The organism is Streptomyces sp. NPDC038280 (genome assembly GCF_055600045.1).
In genome coordinates this window covers 92,339-112,122 of record NZ_JBVJYZ010000018.1, presented here as the reverse complement: position 1 = coordinate 112,122, position 19,784 = coordinate 92,339, and the positions used below count along the sequence as shown (strand labels likewise).

At 70.8% G+C, this 19,784-nt stretch carries 19 protein-coding genes and 1 riboswitch; of the genes, 8 read left to right on the top strand and 11 right to left on the bottom strand.

The window, feature by feature from the left end:
* Positions 1 to 66 precede the first annotated feature (66 nt).
* From groL to thrC, 4 genes are all read right to left on the bottom strand, one after another.
* Complete coding sequence (gene groL, locus ACZ7J0_RS28550; protein WP_468712433.1) at positions 67 to 1,689, bottom strand: chaperonin GroEL; 1,623 nt, start codon at positions 1,687 to 1,689, stop codon at positions 67 to 69.
* A gap of 364 nt (positions 1,690 to 2,053) precedes the next feature.
* Entirely contained in the window at positions 2,054 to 2,257 is a 204-nt protein-coding gene (locus tag ACZ7J0_RS28545; RefSeq protein ID WP_031073244.1) for a cold-shock protein, read from the bottom strand.
* A gap of 408 nt (positions 2,258 to 2,665) precedes the next feature.
* The gene (locus ACZ7J0_RS28540) at positions 2,666 to 2,944 is read right to left on the bottom strand and encodes a MoaD/ThiS family protein (RefSeq protein ID WP_468712436.1); all 279 of its coding nucleotides are present in this window, start codon (positions 2,942 to 2,944) and stop codon (positions 2,666 to 2,668) included.
* Positions 2,945 to 2,973: 29 nt separating this feature from the next.
* On the bottom strand, positions 2,974 to 4,299 hold the full coding sequence (gene thrC, locus ACZ7J0_RS28535; RefSeq protein ID WP_470892128.1) for a threonine synthase: 1,326 nt from the start codon (positions 4,297 to 4,299) through the stop codon (positions 2,974 to 2,976).
* A riboswitch (SAM riboswitch) is annotated at positions 4,293 to 4,443 on the bottom strand. (Overlaps the previous gene by 7 nt.)
* Before the next feature lie 126 nt (positions 4,444 to 4,569).
* On the opposite strand from thrC, the gene ACZ7J0_RS28530 reads away from it, so the two are divergent.
* From ACZ7J0_RS28530 to ACZ7J0_RS28520, 3 genes are all read left to right on the top strand, one after another.
* Positions 4,570 to 5,511, top strand: a complete 942-nt coding sequence (locus tag ACZ7J0_RS28530; protein ID WP_470892126.1) for a glucosyl-3-phosphoglycerate synthase — start codon at positions 4,570 to 4,572, stop codon at positions 5,509 to 5,511.
* 38 nt (positions 5,512 to 5,549) lie between these two features.
* On the top strand, positions 5,550 to 5,765 hold the full coding sequence (locus ACZ7J0_RS28525; protein WP_470892082.1) for a hypothetical protein: 216 nt from the start codon (positions 5,550 to 5,552) through the stop codon (positions 5,763 to 5,765).
* A 147-nt stretch (positions 5,766 to 5,912) separates the two neighbouring features.
* On the top strand, positions 5,913 to 7,289 hold the full coding sequence (locus ACZ7J0_RS28520) for an alpha,alpha-trehalose-phosphate synthase (UDP-forming) (protein WP_470892080.1): 1,377 nt from the start codon (positions 5,913 to 5,915) through the stop codon (positions 7,287 to 7,289).
* Between the two features lie 6 nt (positions 7,290 to 7,295).
* On the opposite strand, the gene otsB is transcribed toward ACZ7J0_RS28520, so the two are convergent.
* From otsB to ACZ7J0_RS28505, 3 genes are all read right to left on the bottom strand, one after another.
* Positions 7,296 to 8,138 carry a trehalose-phosphatase gene (otsB, locus tag ACZ7J0_RS28515; RefSeq protein WP_470892078.1) on the bottom strand — a complete coding sequence of 281 codons (843 nt, stop codon included), beginning with the start codon at positions 8,136 to 8,138 and terminating at the stop codon, positions 7,296 to 7,298.
* A 62-nt stretch (positions 8,139 to 8,200) separates the two neighbouring features.
* Positions 8,201 to 8,578, bottom strand: coding sequence for a DUF3263 domain-containing protein (locus ACZ7J0_RS28510; RefSeq protein WP_470892076.1), 378 nt, complete (start codon positions 8,576 to 8,578; stop codon positions 8,201 to 8,203).
* Between the two features lie 10 nt (positions 8,579 to 8,588).
* Positions 8,589 to 9,809 carry an ABC transporter substrate-binding protein gene (locus ACZ7J0_RS28505; RefSeq protein WP_470892074.1) on the bottom strand — a complete coding sequence of 407 codons (1,221 nt, stop codon included), beginning with the start codon at positions 9,807 to 9,809 and terminating at the stop codon, positions 8,589 to 8,591.
* Positions 9,810 to 10,051: 242 nt separating this feature from the next.
* Between ACZ7J0_RS28505 and ACZ7J0_RS28500 the strand changes: the two genes are divergently transcribed.
* The 3 genes from ACZ7J0_RS28500 to ACZ7J0_RS28490 all read left to right on the top strand — a co-directional run bounded on the left by ACZ7J0_RS28500 (position 10,052) and on the right by ACZ7J0_RS28490 (position 13,204).
* On the top strand, positions 10,052 to 11,002 hold the full coding sequence (locus tag ACZ7J0_RS28500; RefSeq protein ID WP_470892072.1) for an ROK family protein: 951 nt from the start codon (positions 10,052 to 10,054) through the stop codon (positions 11,000 to 11,002).
* The gene (nagA, locus tag ACZ7J0_RS28495) at positions 11,002 to 12,150 is read left to right on the top strand and encodes an N-acetylglucosamine-6-phosphate deacetylase (RefSeq protein WP_470892070.1); all 1,149 of its coding nucleotides are present in this window, start codon (positions 11,002 to 11,004) and stop codon (positions 12,148 to 12,150) included. The genes ACZ7J0_RS28500 and nagA overlap by 1 nt, the downstream gene beginning before the upstream one ends.
* Before the next feature lie 127 nt (positions 12,151 to 12,277).
* Positions 12,278 to 13,204, top strand: coding sequence for a 1-phosphofructokinase family hexose kinase (locus tag ACZ7J0_RS28490; protein WP_470892068.1), 927 nt, complete (start codon positions 12,278 to 12,280; stop codon positions 13,202 to 13,204).
* 100 nt (positions 13,205 to 13,304) lie between these two features.
* Here ACZ7J0_RS28490 and ACZ7J0_RS28485 read toward each other — a convergent pair whose 3' ends face one another.
* Positions 13,305 to 14,237 carry a CBM35 domain-containing protein gene (locus ACZ7J0_RS28485; RefSeq protein ID WP_470892066.1) on the bottom strand — a complete coding sequence of 311 codons (933 nt, stop codon included), beginning with the start codon at positions 14,235 to 14,237 and terminating at the stop codon, positions 13,305 to 13,307.
* A gap of 120 nt (positions 14,238 to 14,357) precedes the next feature.
* Positions 14,358 to 16,064 (bottom strand): diguanylate cyclase CdgB, encoded by a 1,707-nt coding sequence (gene cdgB / locus ACZ7J0_RS28480; RefSeq protein WP_470892064.1) that lies wholly within the window; start codon positions 16,062 to 16,064, stop codon positions 14,358 to 14,360.
* A gap of 377 nt (positions 16,065 to 16,441) precedes the next feature.
* Here cdgB and ACZ7J0_RS28475 point away from each other — a divergent pair, with 377 nt between their 5' ends.
* Positions 16,442 to 16,942 (top strand): flavin reductase family protein, encoded by a 501-nt coding sequence (locus ACZ7J0_RS28475; RefSeq protein WP_470892062.1) that lies wholly within the window; start codon positions 16,442 to 16,444, stop codon positions 16,940 to 16,942.
* Between the two features lie 104 nt (positions 16,943 to 17,046).
* Here ACZ7J0_RS28475 and arfB read toward each other — a convergent pair whose 3' ends face one another.
* Positions 17,047 to 17,484 carry an alternative ribosome rescue aminoacyl-tRNA hydrolase ArfB gene (arfB, locus tag ACZ7J0_RS28470; protein WP_470892060.1) on the bottom strand — a complete coding sequence of 146 codons (438 nt, stop codon included), beginning with the start codon at positions 17,482 to 17,484 and terminating at the stop codon, positions 17,047 to 17,049.
* Between the two features lie 127 nt (positions 17,485 to 17,611).
* Here arfB and ACZ7J0_RS28465 point away from each other — a divergent pair, with 127 nt between their 5' ends.
* Complete coding sequence (locus ACZ7J0_RS28465) at positions 17,612 to 18,187, top strand: TerD family protein (protein ID WP_470892058.1); 576 nt, start codon at positions 17,612 to 17,614, stop codon at positions 18,185 to 18,187.
* A gap of 110 nt (positions 18,188 to 18,297) precedes the next feature.
* On the opposite strand, the gene ACZ7J0_RS28460 is transcribed toward ACZ7J0_RS28465, so the two are convergent.
* A complete protein-coding gene (locus ACZ7J0_RS28460) occupies positions 18,298 to 19,674 on the bottom strand; it encodes a M1 family metallopeptidase (protein WP_470892056.1) in 1,377 nt (458 codons plus the stop codon).
* Positions 19,675 to 19,784: the final 110 nt, after the last annotated feature.

Genomic DNA, 19,784 nt, shown 5'->3' with positions numbered 1-19,784 from the left:
GAGGGCGGCACCCCCGCCAGGGGGTACCGCCCTCGGTCATGAACCAGGAGCTGCTGAGCCGGGGGCTCAGAAGTCCATGTCACCGCCCGGCATGCCGCCCGGAGCGGCCGCGGAGGCCTTCTCCGGCTTGTCGGCGATGACGGCCTCGGTGGTCAGGAACAGCGCCGCGATGGAGGCCGCGTTCTGCAGAGCGGAACGGGTGACCTTCGCGGGGTCGATGATGCCCTCGGCGATCATGTCGACGTACTCACCGGTCGCGGCGTTCAGGCCGTGGCCGACGGGCAGGTTGCGCACCTTCTCGACGATGACGCCGCCCTCGAGACCACCGTTGACGGCGATCTGCTTCAGCGGGGCCTCCAGGGCGAGCTTCACGGCGTTGGCGCCGGTCGCCTCGTCACCCTCCAGGTCCAGCTTCTCGAAGACCGAGGAAGCCTGGAGCAGAGCCACGCCACCACCGGCGACGATGCCCTCCTCGACGGCCGCCTTCGCGTTGCGAACGGCGTCCTCGATGCGGTGCTTGCGCTCCTTGAGCTCCACCTCGGTGGCGGCGCCGGCCTTGATGACGGCCACGCCGCCGGCCAGCTTCGCGAGGCGCTCCTGGAGCTTCTCGCGGTCGTAGTCCGAGTCGGAGTTCTCGATCTCGGCACGGATCTGGTTCACGCGACCGGCAACCTGGTCGCTCTCACCGGCACCGTCGACGATCGTGGTCTCGTCCTTGGTGATGACGACCTTGCGGGCGCGGCCCAGCAGGTCCAGGCCGGCGTTCTCGAGCTTGAGACCGACCTCCTCGGAGATGACCGTGCCGCCCGTGAGGATGGCAATGTCGTTCAGCATCGCCTTGCGGCGGTCGCCGAAGCCCGGAGCCTTGACGGCGACGGACTTGAAGGTGCCACGGATCTTGTTGACGACCAGGGTCGACAGGGCCTCGCCCTCGACGTCCTCGGCGATGATCAGCAGCGGCTTGCCCGACTGCATGACCTTCTCCAGGAGCGGGAGCAGGTCCTTGACCGAGGAGATCTTGGAGTTGACGATCAGGATGTACGGGTCGTCGAGCGACGCCTCCATACGCTCCATGTCGGTGGCGAAGTACGCCGAGATGTAGCCCTTGTCGAAGCGCATACCCTCGGTGAGCTCCAGCTCCAGACCGAAGGTCTGGGACTCCTCGACGGTGATGACGCCTTCCTTGCCGACCTTGTCCATCGCCTCGGCGATGAGCTCGCCGATCTGGGTGTCGGCAGCGGAGATGGAGGCGGTCGAAGCGATCTGCTCCTTGGTCTCCACGTCCTTGGCCTGCTCGAGCAGGGCGCCGGAGACGGCCTCGACGGCCTTCTCGATGCCGCGCTTCAGGGCCATCGGGTTGGCGCCGGCGGCCACGTTGCGCAGGCCCTCACGGACGAGCGCCTGGGCCAGGACGGTCGCGGTGGTCGTACCGTCACCGGCGACGTCGTCCGTCTTCTTGGCGACTTCCTTGACCAGCTCTGCGCCGATCTTCTCGTACGGGTCCTCGAGCTCGATCTCCTTGGCGATGGACACACCATCGTTGGTGATCGTGGGGGCGCCCCACTTCTTCTCGAGGACGACGTTCCGGCCCTTGGGGCCAAGGGTGACCTTGACGGCGTCGGCGAGCTGGTTCATCCCGCGCTCGAGACCGCGCCGTGCCTCCTCGTCGAACGCGATGATCTTGGCCATGTGAAGTGGTCCTCCCGGACTGGGGTGGATAGCGACGGACTGTGTGGCGCCCGCGACGGACGGCCTGCCTGCCTGCGTGGTTCCTTGCCCCACCCGGCCTGCGGGCCTCGCCGACCCAGTCCTTCTGTCACTCTCACGTGGAGAGTGCTAACGCCAATGATTAGCACTCGAGGTAGGAGAGTGCAAGGCCGCTCCGCGGGAGCGTCGGCGTGGAGTGGTGGTCGGGCGACGGGTGGGCGCGAGCGCCTCTCGAGGTCCGGGCGGCGTCGGTCGCACGAGGCCGGGCACGCACGAGGGGCCCGCGTCCCTGGTGGGATGCGGGCCCCTCGGCGTGAGTGCGTCGGTGGCCGAAATCGCGCCGTACTCAGCCGGCGAGCTTGACCATGTCCGCCTGCGGACCCTTCTGGCCCTGCGAGATCTCGAACTCGACTCGCTGACCTTCTTCAAGGGTGCGGTAACCGTCCATCTGGATCGCGCTGTAGTGGACGAAAACATCCGCACCACCGTCGACCGCGATGAAGCCGTACCCCTTCTCCGCGTTGAACCACTTGACGGTGCCCTGAGCCATGCCTAACTCCCCTGTTACTGGCCCTTGCGCAGGACCGCACTTCGCGGACCCTGGGTCAGACCTCGCTCACCGCAGGTAGGTGAACGTGCGCCGGAACGCGTCGACCGCGGCTGAATGTATCTGCCCAACTGCCCTCTGCAACAGGTCAGTCGGACGAGAATTCTGGGCGGAGCCGAACGGAAGATTTCCGTGAATTGCCAATATTCCGGGGCAAGTCGGGCCCGACAAAGGGAACATTAGGCACAAGGGGTTCGAACACTTTGGCTGCTTCTTATCGCGTGCGGGCGCATTCTCATATGCGGGCGGCACAAGCAGCGGCGGGGACTTCCCCAACCCTACCGCGTTCAACCATGCAGAATTGCCCCCTCCGCTTTTGCGCGGAGGGGGCAATGGGCCATTCAACGAGAGTCAGCAACCGCCCGCGACGGCCGGGATGATCGACACGCCCGCCCCGTCCGGCGTCGCCGTCTCGAGACCCTGCTCGAAGCGGACGTCGTCGTCGTTCACGTACACGTTGACGAAGCGGCGCAGCTTGCCCTGGTCGTCCAGGACGCGGGCCGCGATGCCCGTGTGGTTCTTCTCCAGGTCCGCGATGACCTCGGAGAGGGTCGAGCCCTGCGCCGAGACCTCGGCCTGGCCGCCCGTGTACGTACGGAGGATGGTGGGGATGCGGACGTTGACGCTCATGGTCGTTCTGCCTTCCGTTGCGTGAGTGGTCAGCCGGCCAGGCCGGCGTCGCGGAACGCGTCCAGGCTCGGGCGGATCGTCGCGGACGGTCCCGTGGTCGGGGAGACCGCGTCGAGGGTCTTGAGGCCGTCGCCGGTGTTGAGCACGACCGTGGTGAGGGCCGGGTCGAGCAGGCCGTCCTCGATCAGCTTCCGGGTCACGCCGACGGTCACACCGCCCGCGGTCTCCGCGAAGATGCCCTCCGTACGGGCGAGGAGCTTGATCGCGTCGACGATCTGCTCGTCGTTGACGTCCTCCACCGCGCCGCCGGTGCGACGGGCGATGTCCAGGACGTACGGGCCGTCGGCCGGGTTGCCGATCGCCAGGGACTTGGCGATCGTGTTCGGCTTCTGGGGCCGTACGACGTCGTGGCCGGCCTTGAAGGCGGCGGACACGGGCGAGCAGCCCTCGGCCTGCGCACCGAAGATCTTGTAGGGCTTGTCCTCGACCAGGCCCAGCTTGATGAGCTCCTGGAGACCCTTGTCGATCTTCGTGAGCTGCGAGCCGGAGGCGATCGGGATCACCAGCTGGTCGGGGAGCCGCCAGCCGAGCTGCTCGCAGATCTCGTACGCCAGCGTCTTGGAGCCCTCGCCGTAGTACGGGCGCAGGTTGACGTTGACGAAGCCCCAGCCCTCGCCGAGCGGGTCGCCGATGAGCTCGGAGCAGAAGCGGTTGACGTCGTCGTAGTTGCCCTCGATGCCGACGAGCTCACCGCCGTACACCGCGGCCATGACGACCTTGCCCTGCTCCAGGTCGTGCGGGATGAACACGCACGAGCGGAATCCGGCCCGGGCGGCCGCGGCGCCGACCGCGCCGGCCAGATTGCCGGTGGAGGAGCAGGAGAGGGTGGTGAAGCCGAAGGCGCGGGCGGCCTCCAGCGCCTGGGCCACGACGCGGTCCTTGAAGGAGTGCGTCGGGTTGCCGGAGTCGTCCTTGATGTACAGGCCACCGGTCACGCCCAGCTCACGGGCGAGGTTGTCGGCCTTGACCAGCTTGGTCCAGCCGGGGTTCAGGTTCGGCTTGGTGGCCACGTCCGCCGGGACGGGCAGCAGCGGCGCGTAGCGCCAGATGTTGTCGGGACCGGCCTCGATCTGCTTGCGCAGGGACTCGGGGTCACCGACGGGAAGGTCGTACGCGACTTCCAGCGGGCCGAAACACAGCTCGCAGGCGAAGATCGGGCCGAGGGGGAAACGCTCACCGCATTCGCGACAGGAAAGTCCCGACGCGGGACCGAGGTCGACGGTGGTGGTGTCGCTGGTGTTTCCGGTGCTTGCAACAGTCTGCGCAGCCATGGAGGCGAGGCCCTTTCTCCTCATCTTTCCCATGACGAACGTCGCCATGAGACGGATTTGGCACCTTCCCTAGCCGGGAGCCTCGCTGCGCAGTGACTGCGGACGAGACCGGCTGGAGGGTTGCCGGGGCTTCAACGGGCCGTTTCCCTCTGCCCCTCTGGATGAGCGGTATTCGATTGTGTGTGTCTCCGCGAGAGGACCCCCGACATACGACGGTCATCCGCGTTGTTCAAGACTGTAACCGAACCCCCGGACGGTTGAGATGGTCGTCCGATCCGCGAGATGGAGATCACTTTGCTGGATGAGGTGGAGCGCTGGCTGACCCGGCGGTCCTGGTCCGTGGCTGACCGCCCGCTCGACCAGCTGCTCGCGGCCAAGCGTGGCACAACGGTCAGCGTCGTGCTGCCCGCGCTGAACGAGGAGGCGACGGTCGGCGACATCGTCTCCGTGATCCGGCGCGAGCTGATGTCGGCCGCCGTGCCGCTCGTGGACGAGCTGGTCGTCGTCGACTCCGGCTCCACGGACCGTACGGCCGAGGTCGCGGCCGCGGCCGGAGCGCGCGTGGTGGCGCGGGACTCGATCCTTCCCCGTATCCCGGCCGTACCCGGCAAGGGCGAGGTCCTGTGGCGGTCGCTGCTGGTGACCGGCGGGGACATCGTCTGCTTCGTCGACGCGGACCTGCGGGACTTCTCGGCGGACTTCGTCTCGGGGATCGTGGGCCCACTGCTGACCGATCCCGGGGTGGACTTCGTCAAGGCGATGTACGACCGGCCGCTGGGCGACGCCCCCGGCCAGGGCGGGCGGGTGACCGAGCTGGTGGCCCGGCCCCTGCTCAATCTGCACTGGCCGCAACTGGCCGGCTTCGTGCAGCCGCTCGGCGGCGAGTACGCGGCACGCCGCTCGCTGCTGGAGCGACTGCCCTTCCCGGTCGGCTACGGAGTCGAGCTCGGCCTGCTCGTGGACGCGCTGCACATGGTGGGCCTCGACGCGCTGGCGCAGGTGGACGTGGGCGTGCGCAAGCACCGCCACCAGGACGGGCAGGCACTGGGGCGGATGGCGGCGGCGATCTACCGGACGGCGCAGCTGCGACTGTCACGGGGCCATCTGGTGCGGCCGCGGCTGACCCAGTTCGAGCGCGGCGAGGACGGTTTCGTACCGCTGACCCATCAGGTCGACACGGAGGAGCGCCCGCCGATGGCGGATGTCGTGGAGTACCGGCAGCGCCGCGTGGCGTGACACCTAATGATCATGTGTTTTGTCTACCTTTCCGTTTTATGTGGATCAGACATGGATTGAGAGCATGTGTCGTCGGTGCGCTGGCGACCGCCCTGGTGACCCCCCTCCCCGCCCCGGCCAACGCGGCGGGACGCCATATGGCCCACAGCGACACCGGCTCGGAGCAGCTGTGGCTCCTGGCGGGCGTCGCGCTGACACTGGCCGCGATCGGCGCGATCGCGCTGGCGGCGGTGCGGAGCCGCCGCGACCTCTGAACCGGGCCGCCGTCGGCGCGTCCGCCCGCCCCTGTCCGCCGGTGTCCCGCCACCGATCCCGCCATTCGTGACCGGTTTCGCGGCCGGGCTCCCCCGGGAGCCCGGCCGTACGTTTGAGCGTTTGGCCCGCGGGCTAGGTTTCGGCACATGTCTTCTGTACTCGTCGCCTCGAACCGCGGTCCGGTGTCCTACGTACAGCGAGAGGACGGCACGCTCGACGCGCGGCGGGGCGGGGGCGGGCTCGTGTCCGGCCTGAGTGCCGTGTCCGGGGAGGACAGCCTGTGGGTGTGCGCGGCCCTGAGCGACGGCGACCGCACGGCCGTGCGCTCCGGGGTCGGCGAGGCGGGCGTCCGGATGCTCGACATCGACGCCGCCGTGCACGCCGACGCGTACAACGGCATCGCGAACTCGGTGCTGTGGTTCGTCCACCACATGCTCTACCAGACACCGCTGGAGCCGGTCTTCGACACCGAGTTCCGGCGGCAGTGGGGCGCGTACGAGGCGTACAACCGGGCCTTCGCCGAGGCGCTGGCGGCCGAGGCGGCGGACGGGGCCTCGGTCATGGTGCAGGACTACCACCTGGCGCTGGTGCCGGGCATGCTCCGCGAGCTCCGTCCCGACCTGCGCATCGGTCACTTCTCGCACACCCCGTGGGCGCCGCCCGAGTACTTCCGGATGCTGCCCGACGACATCGCGGAGCAGTTGCTGCGGGGAATGCTCGGCGCGGACCGGGTGGCGTTCCTGACGCGGCGGTGGGCGGACGCCTTCGCCGCCTGCTGCGAGGCCGTGGTGGGCGGCACGGGACGCACCGCGCTCGGCGTGCACGGCCTCGGCGCGGACGCGGACTTCCTGCGCGAGCGCTCCCGGAGATCCGATGTGGAGGACCGGCTGGCCGCGCTGCGCGAACAGATCGGGGGCCCGGACCGGCGGGTGATCGTCCGGGTCGACCGGACCGAGCTGTCGAAGAACATCGTGCGGGGGCTGCTGGCCTACCGCACCCTGCTGGAGGACCACCCCGAGTGGCGCGGCCGGGTGGTGCACGTCGCCTTCGCGTACCCCTCGCGTCAGGACCTCGCGGTCTACCGCGACTACACGGCACAGGTCTCCCGCGTCGCGCAGGAGATCAACTCCCGCTTCGGGACGGCCGACTGGACCCCGGTCGTCCTGCACGTCAAGGACGACTTCGCCCGCTCCCTGGCCGCGTACCGGCTGGCGGACGTGGCCCTGGTCAACCCCATCCGGGACGGCATGAACCTGGTCGCCAAGGAGATTCCGGTCGTCTCCGACCGGGGCGTGGCGCTGGTGCTGTCCCGGGAGGCGGGGGCATACGAGGAGCTGCGGGACGACGCGATCACGGTGAATCCGTACGACGTCACGGGCACGGCGGCGGCCCTCCACGAGGCCCTGACCATGCCGGACGGCGACCGCGCCGAGCGCACCAAGCGCCTGGCGGCCGCAGCGACGGCTCTGCCGCCGCAGCGGTGGTTCCTGGACCAGCTCGAGGCGCTGGGCCGGGGCGACTGATATTCCCTACTGGGGGACCATGATCGCGTCCCTCAGCGACCTGAGCAGCCTCACGACCCCCTCCGGGCCGGGCACCAGCAGGTCCGCCCGGTCCGCCAGTTCGGGGACCTCGGACGAGCCGCTGCACACCAGCAGCCCCGGCACACCGTCCGACCGCAGCTTCTCCACGGCCGCGAAGGCCGCCAGGTCACCCAGGTCGTCCCCCGCGTACAGCACGGCCCCGGCGCCGGTCTCCCGCAGGTACTCCGAGAGCGCGACGCCCTTGTCCATGCCCGGCGGGCGCAGTTCCAGGACGAGACGGCCCGGTTCGACGACGAGGCCGTGTCGGGCGGCCAGGTCGCCGAGCGGCTCGCGCAGCGCCTCGAACGCGGCCTGCGGATCCTCGGCGCGGCGGGTGTGGACGGCGACCGCGCGGCCCTTCTCCTCGATCCAGGTCCCACGCCAGGCGCCCGCCCGGTCGAGGACCCCGGGCAGCTCCGCGCGGACGGCGGCGACGCCGGGGTGGGCGGGCGCGGCCCGCACGGTGCCGGTGACGGCGTCCCAGCGCTCGGCGCCGTAGTGACCGAGGACGACGAGGTGCTCCAGGCCCGGAACGCCGGCGAATCCGCCGTACCGGACGGCGACCCCGGCGGGCCGCCCGGTCACCACGGCGACCGAGGCGATGTGCGGGGCGAGACCGGCGAGGACCGGAGCGGCCTCCGGGTGGGCCCGGGCCTGCTCCGGGTCAGGGACGATCTCGGCGAGGGTGCCGTCGAAGTCGAGTGCGACGACGGCCTGCTCCGGGCGGGCCAGGAGCGCGGCGAGGCCGTCACGGCCGGCGGGTGTCGTGGGATGCGGAAGGCTGCCCATGCGTCGACCCTATCGAGCGGGGCGGAGGGCGGCCATGGCGCCCACGGAAGTCCCCCACGAAGTCAGCGGCGCTCCCGGCGCGCGTCGCGGACACGACGGAGCCGGTTGACGGTCACCGGGTCGTGGGCCAGGGCGCGCGGATCGTCGAGCAGGGCGTTCAGGAGCTGGTAGTAGCGCGTGGCGGAGAGCCCGAGCCGCTCCCGTACGACCCGCTCCTTGGCGCCGGGACCGGGCCACGACCGCCGCTCCAGGGCGAGGACGGCGAGGTCGCGGTCACTGAGACCGCCGGCCGGGCCCGCGACGACGTCGGGCCGGTCCGGCGCCTCGGTCCGGTCCGGAACGGCGGTCCCGTCCGGGGCGTCGGTACGGCCCGGCGCGTCGGCGGGGCCGTCGGCCGGGCCCAGGGGATCGGAGGGGCCGGGGGGCGTGCTCGCGGTCATACGAGCCAACTTATTCGGCGTTCTCCGCCGCCGTCGCGTCGCGGCCTATCTGGTTCAGCACGACCTTCGGCGAACCACCGGGCGCGACCGCCTTGCCGATGTTCTTCTTGATGTTCTCGCTGACCTGCGCCCAGGAGGTCTTGCCGACCGGCGGGAGCTGCGCGGTCGGCAGCTCGTCGAGGAACGCGCGCAGATTCGCGTGGGACGGGTCCTGCCGCATGGCGTCGCTGGTGCTGACGGTGACCGGCAGCAGATCGTTGTCCCCCGCGAACTTCAGCACGTTCTCGTCGCTGAAGACGAAGTTGAGGAACTCGCCGATCTCGCGGCGGTGGTTGTTCTGCTTGAAGCCCATGATCCAGTCGGCGACGCCCATCGCCGACCTGGCCTTGCCGTTCATACCGGGCAGGGCCACCTCGCCGACCTTCACGCCGTTCTTCTCCGCCTCCTGCATCAGCGAGGGGTGGCCGTTGAGCATGCCGACCTCACCGCGCGAGAAGGCGGCGAAGGCCTCCTTGCGGTTGAGCTTCCCCGGCTCGACCGGCCCCGTGAGCTCCTTGTCGACCAGGTTCTTCTTCACCCAGTCGAAGGTCTTGATGTTCTCGTCCGACTCGATCGTGTAGCGGCCGACCTCGTCGGTGTAGCCGTCGCCGCCGCTGAGCAGCCACATCAGCGTCTCGGCCTGCGCCTCCTCCGGGCCCAGGGGCAGCGCGAAGGGGTACTTCACCTTCTTCTTCCCGAGCTTCTCGGCATCCTCGGCGAGCTCGGCCCAGGTCGTCGGCGCGCCATCGATACCGGCCTGCTCGAACAGGTCCTTGTTGAAGAACAGCAGCCGGGTGGAGGCGGCGAAGGGAAGCCCGTACTGGACGTTCTTCATCTGCCCGGCGGCGACCAGCGGAGCGAGGAAGTTGGCCTGCACGGGTACGGAGAGCAGCTCGTCGGCGGAGTACAGCTGGCCGGCGGCGGCGTAGTCGGCGTACGCGCCGATCTGCGCCATGTCGGGGGCCCGGCCGGCCTTGACCATCTCGGCGACCTTGCGGTCGACGTCGTTCCAGGACTCGACCTGGACCTCGATCTTCACCCCGGGGTGCTTGGTCCGGTACGCGGCGACCAGTTCGGCCCAGTACCGCTTGGTGGAGTCGCCACCGTTGAGGTCGTAGTCCGCGGCGACCAGGGTGAGGGTGACGTCACCGGAATCACCGGTGGTACCGCAGCCCGACAACGTTGCCGTCATACCGAACGCCGCGATCGTCGCGGTGATTGCCAAGAAGCGCCGCTGCACAGCCCTGTCCCACCCTCTGCTCATCATTGAGCTGCGATTTTCCCCCATGAAACGGGATGAGGTCTACACCAGTTGCATATCGCTTCCGCAACACACGCCCAGGGAGCGGGTGAACGCCCGCGGATTTGTATGCGAACGCAACAATCCTCGGCAGTGGACTAGACCTTTCCTGGGTCACGGGCCAGACTGTCCCCGTGAGACACGTCATCGCCCTCGATGTGGGCGGCACCGGTATGAAGGCCGCCCTCGTCGGGGCGGACGGGGCACTGCTCCACGAAGCGCGCCGGGCCACCGGCCGCGAGCGCGGCCCCGAGGCCGTCGTGGACACGATCCTCGGGTTCGCCGCGGAGCTGCGCGCCTACGGGCAGGAGCGCTACGGCCGGCCCGCCTCGGCCGCCGGAGTCGCCGTGCCCGGAATTGTCGACGCCGAGAACGGCATCGCCGTCTACGCCGCGAACCTCGGCTGGCGCGACGTCCCCATGCGCGCCCTGCTGAGCGAGCGCCTCGACGGCGTGCCCGTCGCCCTCGGGCACGACGTCCGCACCGGCGGTCTCGCCGAGGGCCGGATCGGCGCGGGACAGGGCGCCGACCGGTTCCTCTTCGTCCCGCTCGGCACCGGCATCGCCGGCGCCATCGGCATCGGTGGCTCCATCGAGGCGGGCGCCCACGGCTACGCCGGCGAGATCGGGCACATCGTCGTACGCCCCCAGGGCCCCGCCTGCGGCTGCGGCCAGCGCGGCTGCCTGGAGACCCTCGCGTCCGCCTCCGCGGTCACCCGCGCCTGGGCCGAGGCCTCCGGCGACCCCGCCGCCGACGCCGCCGACTGCGCCAAGGCCGTCGAATCCGGCGACCCCGCCGCCGTACGGGTGTGGCAGGACGCCGTCGACGCCCTCGCCGACGGCCTGGTCACCGCGCTCACCCTGCTGGACCCCCGCACGCTCATCATCGGTGGCGGTCTCGCCGAGGCCGGTGAAACCTTGTTCACACCACTGCGGGCCGCCGTCGAGGAACGCGTGACGTTCCAGAAGCTGCCCGCCATCGTCCCGGCGGCCCTCGGGGACACCGCCGGATGCCTGGGCGCGGGGCTCCTCGCCTGGGACCTGCTCGCCACCCCCACCGAGCCCGACCCGGAGGTATCCGCCTGATGGCCGATCGCAAGGTTCTCGCCGGCGCCCGCGTAGTGCTGCCGACCGGAATCGTCGAGAACGGGCGGGTGATCGTCGAGAACGACCGCATCGCGGGCGGCACCGCCCCGGACAGCGCGGCCTCCCTCGACCTCTCCGGTCACTGGGTCGTGCCGGGCTTCGTCGACATCCACAACCACGGCGGCGGCGGCGCCTCCTTCACCAGCGGCACCCTCGACGAGGTCCTGACCGGCATCCGCACCCACCGGCTGCACGGCACGACCACCCTCGTCGCCTCCTTCGTCACCGGCGAGGCGGACTTCCTCAGGCAGCGCGCCGGGCTCCTCTCCGAGCTGGCCGAGCAGGGCGACATCGCCGGCATCCACTTCGAGGGCCCGTTCATCTCGCCGTGCCGCAAGGGCGCCCACGACGCATCGCTGCTGCGCGACCCCGACCCGGCCGAGGTCCGCAAGCTGATCGACGCGGCGCGCGGACGGGCCACGATGGTCACCCTCGCCACCGAGCTGCCCGGCGGCATCGACTCCGTACGGCTGCTCGCCGAGCACGGCGTGATCGCCGCGATCGGCCACACGGACGCGACGTACGAGCAGACGCGCGAGGCCATCGACGCGGGCGCGACCGTCGCCACCCACCTCTACAACGCGATGCCCGCCCTCGGCCACCGCGCGCCCGGCCCCATCGCAGCGCTCCTGGAGGACGAGCGGATCACCGTCGAGCTGATCAACGACGGCACGCACCTGCACCCCGCCGCCCTGGAGCTGGCCTTCCACCACGCCGGCCACGACCGGGTCGCCTTCATCACCGACGCCATGGACGCGGCCGGCTTCGGCGACGGCATCTACCACCTGGGGACGCTGGAGGTCGAGGTGAGGGAGGGCGTCGCACGGCTCGTCGAGGGCGGCTCGATCGCGGGCTCCACACTCACCCTGGACACGGCGTTCAAGCGGGCCGCGACCGTGGACCGGCTGCCCGTCGAGTCGATCGTGCGGGCGATCTCCGCCAACCCGGCGAAGCTCCTCGGCATGGACGACCGGATCGGTTCGCTGGAACCCGGCAAGTACGCGGACCTGGTCGTCCTGGACGCCGACTTCACGCTCAAGGGCGTGATGCGCAGGGGCGATTGGGTGGTTGAGCCCCACCTGGGCTGATCCGCTCCGCGCATTCCCGCAAGGCGGTTGACCCAGGGGTCTGGGCCAACCGCCCTCCGTTTGACATGATCAGGGCGCGTACGGGGACAGCAAGCGCGTTCTGCACGGGGATTGACGGGGTGTACTGGTGATTCTGACGGTCACGCTCAACACCGCGCTCGACCTCACCTACCGGGTCCCCGCGCTCGTCCCGCACGCCTCCCACCGCGTCACCGAGGTGACCGAACGCCCCGGCGGCAAAGGCCTCAACGTCGCCCGCGTGCTGGCCGCCCTCGGCCACGAGACGGTCGTCACCGGCTTCGCGGGCGGCGCCACCGGAGAGGTCCTGCGCGGCCTGCTGGCCGGCGGTCCGGTGCGCGACGCGCTGGTGCCCGTCACCGGCACCACCCGCCGCACCCTCGCCGTCGTCGACGCGGCGTCCGGCGACACCACCCAGCTCAACGAGCCGGGGCCGCACATCTCCCCCGGCGAATGGGGCGCCTTCCTCACCACCTACGAGCGGCTCCTGCGCGACGGCTGCGCGGCGGTCGCGCTCTGCGGCAGCCTGCCGCCCGGCATCCACGTCGGCGCCTACGCCGAGCTGATACGGCTCGCCCGCACCGCCGGCGTCCCCGCCCTCCTCGACACCAGCGGCGAGCCGCTGCGCCGGGGCATCGCCGCCCGCCCCGCCCTGGTCAAACCCAACGCCGACGAGCTCGCCCAGCTCACCGGCTCCCGCGAACCCCTGCGCGCCACCCACGACGCCCGACGCCGCGGCGCGCACTCCGTCGTCGCCTCCCTCGGCCCGAACGGCCTCCTGGCGGCGACGGCCGACGGCACCTGGCAGGCCACCCCACCGGCCACGGTCAAGGGCAACCCCACGGGCGCCGGCGACTCCACGGTCGCGGGCCTCCTCTCAGGCCTGGTCGAACACCTCCCCTGGCCGGACCGCCTGTCCCGCGCGGTGGCACTGTCGACGGCGACGGTCCTGGCACCGGTGGCGGGCGAGTTCGACGCGGAGGCGTACGGTGATCTGCTCACGCGGGTCGTGGTGCGGGAGCACGCGGCGGCGTAGACGCGCGCGGGCGGTCCCCCACACGAAGCGCCGCACAAACTGCTCGTCCCGGCTCGCGGAGCGAGACCGGGACGAGGCGGACGACGGGACAGCGACGTGATCAGTCGTTGGGCCGGACCTCGAGCCAGTCGAGGATCGCGTCACACTGATTGCCCTGCTCGCACGAGATCTTGATCTCGTTGTCGCCCTCCTGGAGGTCGACCGGCGCCCAGGTGGTCTGCCAGTTGTTCTCCCACGCCGGGTCCGTGGAGTGACGGAAGTTCTTCAGCCCTATGGGGCTGGTGTTCGCCTTGCCGTTGACGGTCAGGGTCGCGTTGGCGTCGACCATCGGGATGGCGTAGCGCACGTACAGCTTGTACTTACCCGCCTGCTCCAGCTTGGCCTTCCAGGTGACCGACGCGCCCACCGCGTTGAAGCCGGTGACATACGCGCCGTCCGTGCCCTCGGCACCCTTGATGTCCTTCGCGAGCATCGCAGGAGGTCCGAGCTTCAGCGTCGCCGCGTCCTGCTTCGGGAGCTTCTGCTGCGGCTTGTCCTCGCCGGAGGGCTCCGCGCTCGGGGACTCCTGGACCTTCGTCGGGCCACCGCCGGCGTTGTTGTTCGAACCGGTGCCGTTCTTGTCCTTCTCGCCGTTGGTGAGCAGCGCCGCCGTGATGCCGATCACCACGACCGCGACCACCGCGATGGCGCCGATCAGCAGACCCCGGGTGTTGGGGCCGTCGCCGCGGCCGCCTCGCTGGGGCTGGCGGGCACCGCCCTGCGGGGGGACCTGGCCATAGGTCTCGGGAGCCGCGTACTGCGCGGTCGGCTGCGCGTACTGCTGCTGCGGCGCCTGGCCGTACTGGCGCTCGCCGACCGTCCTGACCTGGTTGTACGACGTTCTGGGAACGCCGGGCTGCGCGGCCGGACCGGGGTAGCCGTAGCCACCGCCCTGGCGCGGCGACTGAGCGCCCGACGCCTGTCCGTCCGCGTACAGGTAGCCGAACGGATCGTCGTTCTCGGGCGTGTTCGCGCCGTCGTTACCGGCAGCCATCCCTGGTCACTCCTATCCATGCTCGCCAGCCGTCGCCGACCGGCCGAGCCTACCCCGAACGGGCCACCCCGGGCCCCGGCCCTTGACAGGCCGGTGGCGCCCGCGGGGTGGGAGCGTGGGCTATCCGGCCCGCCGGTGGACCTTCGCGCGGGAGCGCTTTTCGATGTACATCCGCTGGTCGGCGGAGTTCAGGACCTCTTCGACGGTCATGCCGCACTCCGCCCAGCCGATGCCGAAGCTGGCCCCGACGCGGACTGCCCGTCCGTCCACCCGGATCGGCGGAATGATGGCGTTGCGCAGGCGTACGGCCAGGTCGGCGGCGTCGGCGGCGCCGAGGCCGTCGGCGAGGACGACGAATTCGTCACCCCCGAGCCGGGCGACGGTGTCCCCGTCCCGTACGCCGGTGGTGAGCCGGCGCGCGACCTCGATCAGGACCGCGTCACCGGTGTGGTGCCCGAAGCGGTCGTTGATCGACTTGAAGCCGTCCAGGTCGCAGAAGAGCACCGCGAGGCCCTTCGTGCCGTCGTCGATGTCACCACCGGTGGGCGCGACGGTGTGCACATGGTGGTCGTACGGTCCGCCGGCCGCCATCCGGTCGAAGTCGAAGCCGTCGGCGCGAAAGCTGTGCTCATAGTCACGGTGCTCGTACTCCCCGGGCTGCGGGTACTCGCCCTGGTGCGGGTAATCGCGCCGGTCCGCGAACGCCGCGTCCAGCGCCTCCACCGCCGTGGTCCGCGCCGCCCCGGGCCGCTCGCACAGCCGGGAGCTGAGGCGGGCCCGCAGCTCGGCGCTGTTGGGCAGACCGGTGAGCGAGTCGTGCGAGGCCCGGTGGGCGAGCTGCAGCTCATGGCGCTTGCGCTCCTCGATGTCCTCGACATGGGTGAGGAGGAAGCGGGGGCCGTCGGTGGTGTCGGCGACGACGGAGTTGCGCAGGGAGACCCATACGTACGTGCCGTCGCGCCGGGCGAGCCGGAGCTCGGCGCGGCCGCCCTCGGCGGAGGTCCGCAGCAGGGTGCCGATGTCCTCGGGGTGGACGAGGTCGGAGAAGGAGTAGCGGCGCATCACGGACGCGGGGCGGCCGAGCAGCCGGCACAGCGCGTCGTTGGTCCGCAGCAGCCGGCCGTGCTGGTCGCCGCCCATCTCGGCGATGGCCATGCCGGAGGGGGCGTATTCGAAGGCCTGCCGGAAGGACTCCTCGCTGGCGCGCAGCGCCTGCTGCTCGCGCTCCAGGCGGACGAGGGCGCGCTGCATGTTTGCTCGCAGGCGTGCGTTGCTGATCGCAATCGCCGACTGGGAGGCGTACATCTGCAGGGCCTCCTGGCCCCAGGGCCCGGGGTGTCTGCCGTTGCGGGGCCGGTCGACCGAGATCACGCCGAGCAGCTCGCGGCCGCTGCCGGACGCGTACATGGGGGCGTAGAGCCGGTCCTGGGGGTGCCACTCGTCCTCGAAGCGCGGAGCGGGACCCTCGGTGTGCCACTGCGGCACGTCGTCCTCGATGAGGACCCATCCCTCCGTGTGCGGTATGAACCGCAGGTCGCCCCAGGCCTCACCCATCGACAGGCGGCGTTCCCAGGAGGCGCGGGAGCCGACCCGGCCGGTGATCAGGGCTTCGGCGGCGGGGCTGCCGGCGAAGGCGGCGACGACCAGGTCACCGTCGGGGCGTACGAGATTCACGCAGGCCAGCTCGTAGTTGAGCCCCGCGACGATGCCGTCGGCGACGGTCTGCAGCGTGTCAGCCAGGCTGCGGGCCGTGTTGAGGTCCGCCACGGCCTGATGCAGCTGCCGCAGGGTCGCAAGGCGGACGTACGGCTCCGACTCGGTCTCCATTGCTCGCTCTCCCCGAGACCTCGACAGCAACTCCTGGGTTCTCATCGGCACTCTTGCTGCACTGTCCCAGCCACTGAATCACAGCGAGCTGTGCACCCGGTACACAGGGTCAACAATTCCTGGCCTCTGTGACTCAAGTCACAAACGATGATGAAGGGTGGCACGAGAAGCGCGGGAGCGCTCCATCGCTTTATTGAACGCAAATTGAACACCCGGCCACGACTCCGTGCGCCGCGCGGGCCGCAGGGGAGGACCCTCGGTCCTAGGACCGGGCTGGTCCCAAGGCCCGATGCGCCGGCCGGACGGCCGCGGCTAGCGTGCCGGGTGTGTTGCAGACGACTCCCGCCCCCGCCCATGCCATCCCCCATCCTGAGGGGGTGAGCAACGACGAGTTCCGTGCGGCGATGTCCCGGCTGGCCGCCGGCGTGGTCCTGGTGACCGCCCACTCCCCCGACGAGGGCCCCTACGGCGAGGACGTCGGCATGACCGCGACGGCGTTCATGTCCGTCTCGCTGGACCCGCCCCTGGTCATGGTCAGCCTGCGGAACGGCTCCCGCATGGACGACCTGCTGGCGGAGGAGCCGGTGTGGGGGGTGTCCGTGCTGTCGGAGAGCCAGCGGCACGTGGCGGGGCGATTCGCCATGAAGGGCCGGATCAGCGACCGACTGCTCTTCGAGGACATCCCGCACACGCGCGGCGACATCTGCGGGGCGCCGCTGATCGGCGGCGCGCTGGCGGTACTTGAATGCCGCACCGAACAGCGGGTCGAGGCGGGCGACCACACGCTGGTGATCGGCCGGGTCCTGCGGGCGGCGCTGCCGAGCGCGGAGGACGGACCGCTGCTGTACTTCAAGGGCCGCTACCGGCACCTGGGATAGCGAGGCGCTCCGAACCCGGGGCCCTCCGGGCCGGTGTCGGCGAGCACCTGGACGAGCACCACGGCGCGCACCGGAACGAGCACCGGACGACGAACGGGAACGGACTACGTCCAGCCCTGGCCCGACCGGCCCCGCTTCGTCTCCGCCCGCGCCTTCTTCTGCCGCAGCCGCCGCTCGTTGATCCCCCTCGGAATCCGCGTCGCACGGCGCGGCTTCGGCGGCGGAGCCGTCGCCTCGGCCAGCAGGGACGCCAGCCTCACCGCCGCCGTCTCGCGGTTGCGCCACTGCGAGCGGTGCTCTGAGGACCGTACGGTGACCACCCCGCCGACCAGGCGGGAGGCGAGGCGCTCCAGGGCCCGCTCCTTCCACACCGGCGGCAGCGACTCCGTCGCCGCGAGGTCGAAGCGCAGCTCCACCTGGGAATCACTGGTGTTGACGTGCTGGCCGCCCGGGCCCGAGGAGCGCGAGAAACGCCACATGAGCTCGGCCTCCGGCAGGGAGACGGAGCCTCTGATGACATAGGGACCGGACATGCCGTTCATGTTCCCCGTTCCCGGCCCTTTCCGTCACCCTCTTTTCGGCTCCTGGAACCAGTCCGGCACGCGCCGCGTTATGGGGGATGACGAGTCCGGCCGCTGGGCAGGACGATCACGAGGAAAGGCACTTCCCATGGCTGTAAGCCTGTCCAAGGGCGGCAATGTTTCGCTGACCAAGGAGGCGCCGGGCCTGACCGCCGTCACGGTGGGCCTCGGCTGGGACGTCCGTACGACCACGGGCACCGACTTCGACCTCGACGCCTCGGCGATCGGCGTGAACCCCACGGGCAAGGTCGCGTCCGACGCGCACTTCGTCTTCTTCAACAACAAGTCGACGCCGGACCAGACGATCGTGCACACCGGCGACAACCGCACCGGTGAGGGCGGCGGTGACGACGAGCAGATCAACGTCAACCTCGCGGGCCTCCCGGCCGACGTCGACAAGATCGTCTTCCCGGTCTCCATCTACGACGCGGTGAACCGCTCGCAGAACTTCGGCCAGGTGCGCAACGCCTACATCCGCATCGTCAACCAGGCCGGCGGCGCCGAGCTCGCGCGCTACGACCTGAGCGAGGACGCCGCCACCGAGACCGCGATGGTCTTCGGCGAGCTGTACCGCAACGGCGCGGAGTGGAAGTTCCGCGCGGTGGGCCAGGGTTACGCGTCGGGCCTCGAGGGCATCGCCCGCGACTTCGGCGTCAACCTCTGACGGTCACACAGGTGGCGCGTCCTTCCTGACGCGGCGCCGTACCGAGCCCCGGCGGAAGCCCCCGCCGGGGCTCGGTGCGTCCGCGGGACCTTCCGGGAGAAGGACAGCCTCTAGACCCCGTCCGGCTTCTCGTCCCCGTACAGCCAGACGTCCCAGAGCTTCGTCAGATCCTGGCCGGACACCTTCTCCACGTACGCGGTGAAGTCGTCGGTGGAGGCGTTGGAGTGACGGTACTTCGCGGGCCAGCCCGCCAGGATCTCGTAGAACGTGTCGTCGCCCACCGCCTCGCGGATCTTGTGCAGGACCATCGCGCCCCGCCCGTACACCGGGGCCTCGGAGATGTCCTCCGCGGTCGGTGGTTCGGCGGGCGGGAAGGCCCAGTTGTCGTCATCGGCGAAGGCGGCCTCGAAGCTGTCGCGGGCCGGGGTGTCCTCGAAGTCCTCCGCGTACAGCCACTCCGCGTACGTCGCGAAGCTCTCGTTCAGCCACATGTCCTGCCAGGACGCGGGTGAGACGGAGTTGCCGTACCACTGGTGGGCCAGCTCGTGGACGAGCGTCGCGGTGTCGAAGGCGGCCTGGGGGAAGACGGGCCGGGTCTGCGTCTCCAGGGCGTAGCCGAGGTCACCGGTCCGCTCGACGATCGCACCGGCGGAGGAGAAGGGGTACGGCCCGAAGTTCTCCACCTGCCACTCCAGCAGCTCGGGGATACGGGCGAGGAGCGGGCCGCTCACGGCGGTGACGGCCGGGTCGGTGGCGGTGAGCACCGGCGGGCGGGAGGGTGTGCTCCTGGCGTCGTACCGGCCGATGGCGAGGGTGGCCACATAGCTCGCCATCGGCTCGGCGCAGTGCCAGACGGCGGTGGTGCGGCCGTTGGCGGTGCGCTGGGACCGCAGTTCGCCGTTGGACAGCGCCCGAAGCCCGGCGGGGACGGTCACGGTGATGTCGTACGTCGCCTTGTCGGAGGGGTGGTGGTTGCCGGGGAACCACGCCATGGAGCCGGTCGGTTCGCCGACGGCGAGGGCTCCGTCGGCGGTCCTCAGCCAGCCCTCGTCCGCGCCGTCCGCGTCGGTGATCTTCTCCGGGGAGCCGGAGTAGGTGACGGTCGCCCGGAACGTCCTGCCCTTGCGCAGGTCGTCGCCGGGGCGCAGGGTCAGCTCGTTGCCGGCGCGGCTGACGGCGGCGGGGGCGCCGTCGACGGTGGCGCCGTCGACCGTCAGCCCGGCCAGGTCGAGGTTGAAGGCGCTGAGGTTTCGCGTGGCCCGGGCGGTGATGTCGGCGGTGCCCACGAGCCGGTGGCGGGCGGGGTCGTAGTCCAGGGTCAGGGCGTAGTGGCTGACGTCGTAGCCGCCGTTGCCGAGCTTGGGGAAGTAGGGGTCGCGCAGCCCGGAGGCGCCGGGGGTGCCGTGAACGCCGCTCCCGGTGCAGCCGGAGGCGAGCAGGGCGAGAACGGCTGCGGTCAGGGCACAGGCACGGCTTCGCGGTTCCACCACGTGATCATATGCGCGGAATATCCGGGTCCGGTCGGGGCGTCGGGGTCCGTACGGACGCGGGCTCGCGGCGGGTGCGAGCGCCGGGCCGCGGACGGGAAGCCCCAGGG

What these genes read in the sequence shown, in the direction of transcription:
- ACZ7J0_RS28485 (WP_470892066.1), bottom strand. Translation starts at nt 14,237, where the DNA reads ATGGCTGCCGGTAACGACGGCGCGAACACGCCCGAGAACGACGATCCG.
- ACZ7J0_RS28510 (WP_470892076.1), bottom strand. Translation starts at nt 8,578, where the DNA reads ATGACCGCGAGCACGCCCCCCGGCCCCTCCGATCCCCTGGGCCCGGCC.
- ACZ7J0_RS28465 (WP_470892058.1), top strand. Translation starts at nt 17,612, where the DNA reads ATGGCTGTAAGCCTGTCCAAGGGCGGCAATGTTTCGCTGACCAAGGAG.
- cdgB (WP_470892064.1), bottom strand. Translation starts at nt 16,064, where the DNA reads ATGGAGACCGAGTCGGAGCCGTACGTCCGCCTTGCGACCCTGCGGCAG.
- thrC (WP_470892128.1), bottom strand. Translation starts at nt 4,299, where the DNA reads ATGAGGAGAAAGGGCCTCGCCTCCATGGCTGCGCAGACTGTTGCAAGC.
- ACZ7J0_RS28525 (WP_470892082.1), top strand. Translation starts at nt 5,550, where the DNA reads ATGTGGATCAGACATGGATTGAGAGCATGTGTCGTCGGTGCGCTGGCG.
- groL (WP_468712433.1), bottom strand. Translation starts at nt 1,689, where the DNA reads ATGGCCAAGATCATCGCGTTCGACGAGGAGGCACGGCGCGGTCTCGAG.
- arfB (WP_470892060.1), bottom strand. Translation starts at nt 17,484, where the DNA reads ATGAACGGCATGTCCGGTCCCTATGTCATCAGAGGCTCCGTCTCCCTG.
- ACZ7J0_RS28505 (WP_470892074.1), bottom strand. Translation starts at nt 9,809, where the DNA reads ATGACGGCAACGTTGTCGGGCTGCGGTACCACCGGTGATTCCGGTGAC.
- ACZ7J0_RS28545 (WP_031073244.1), bottom strand. Translation starts at nt 2,257, where the DNA reads ATGGCTCAGGGCACCGTCAAGTGGTTCAACGCGGAGAAGGGGTACGGC.
- nagA (WP_470892070.1), top strand. Translation starts at nt 11,002, where the DNA reads ATGGCCGATCGCAAGGTTCTCGCCGGCGCCCGCGTAGTGCTGCCGACC.
- otsB (WP_470892078.1), bottom strand. Translation starts at nt 8,138, where the DNA reads ATGGGCAGCCTTCCGCATCCCACGACACCCGCCGGCCGTGACGGCCTC.
- ACZ7J0_RS28520 (WP_470892080.1), top strand. Translation starts at nt 5,913, where the DNA reads ATGTCTTCTGTACTCGTCGCCTCGAACCGCGGTCCGGTGTCCTACGTA.
- ACZ7J0_RS28540 (WP_468712436.1), bottom strand. Translation starts at nt 2,944, where the DNA reads ATGAGCGTCAACGTCCGCATCCCCACCATCCTCCGTACGTACACGGGC.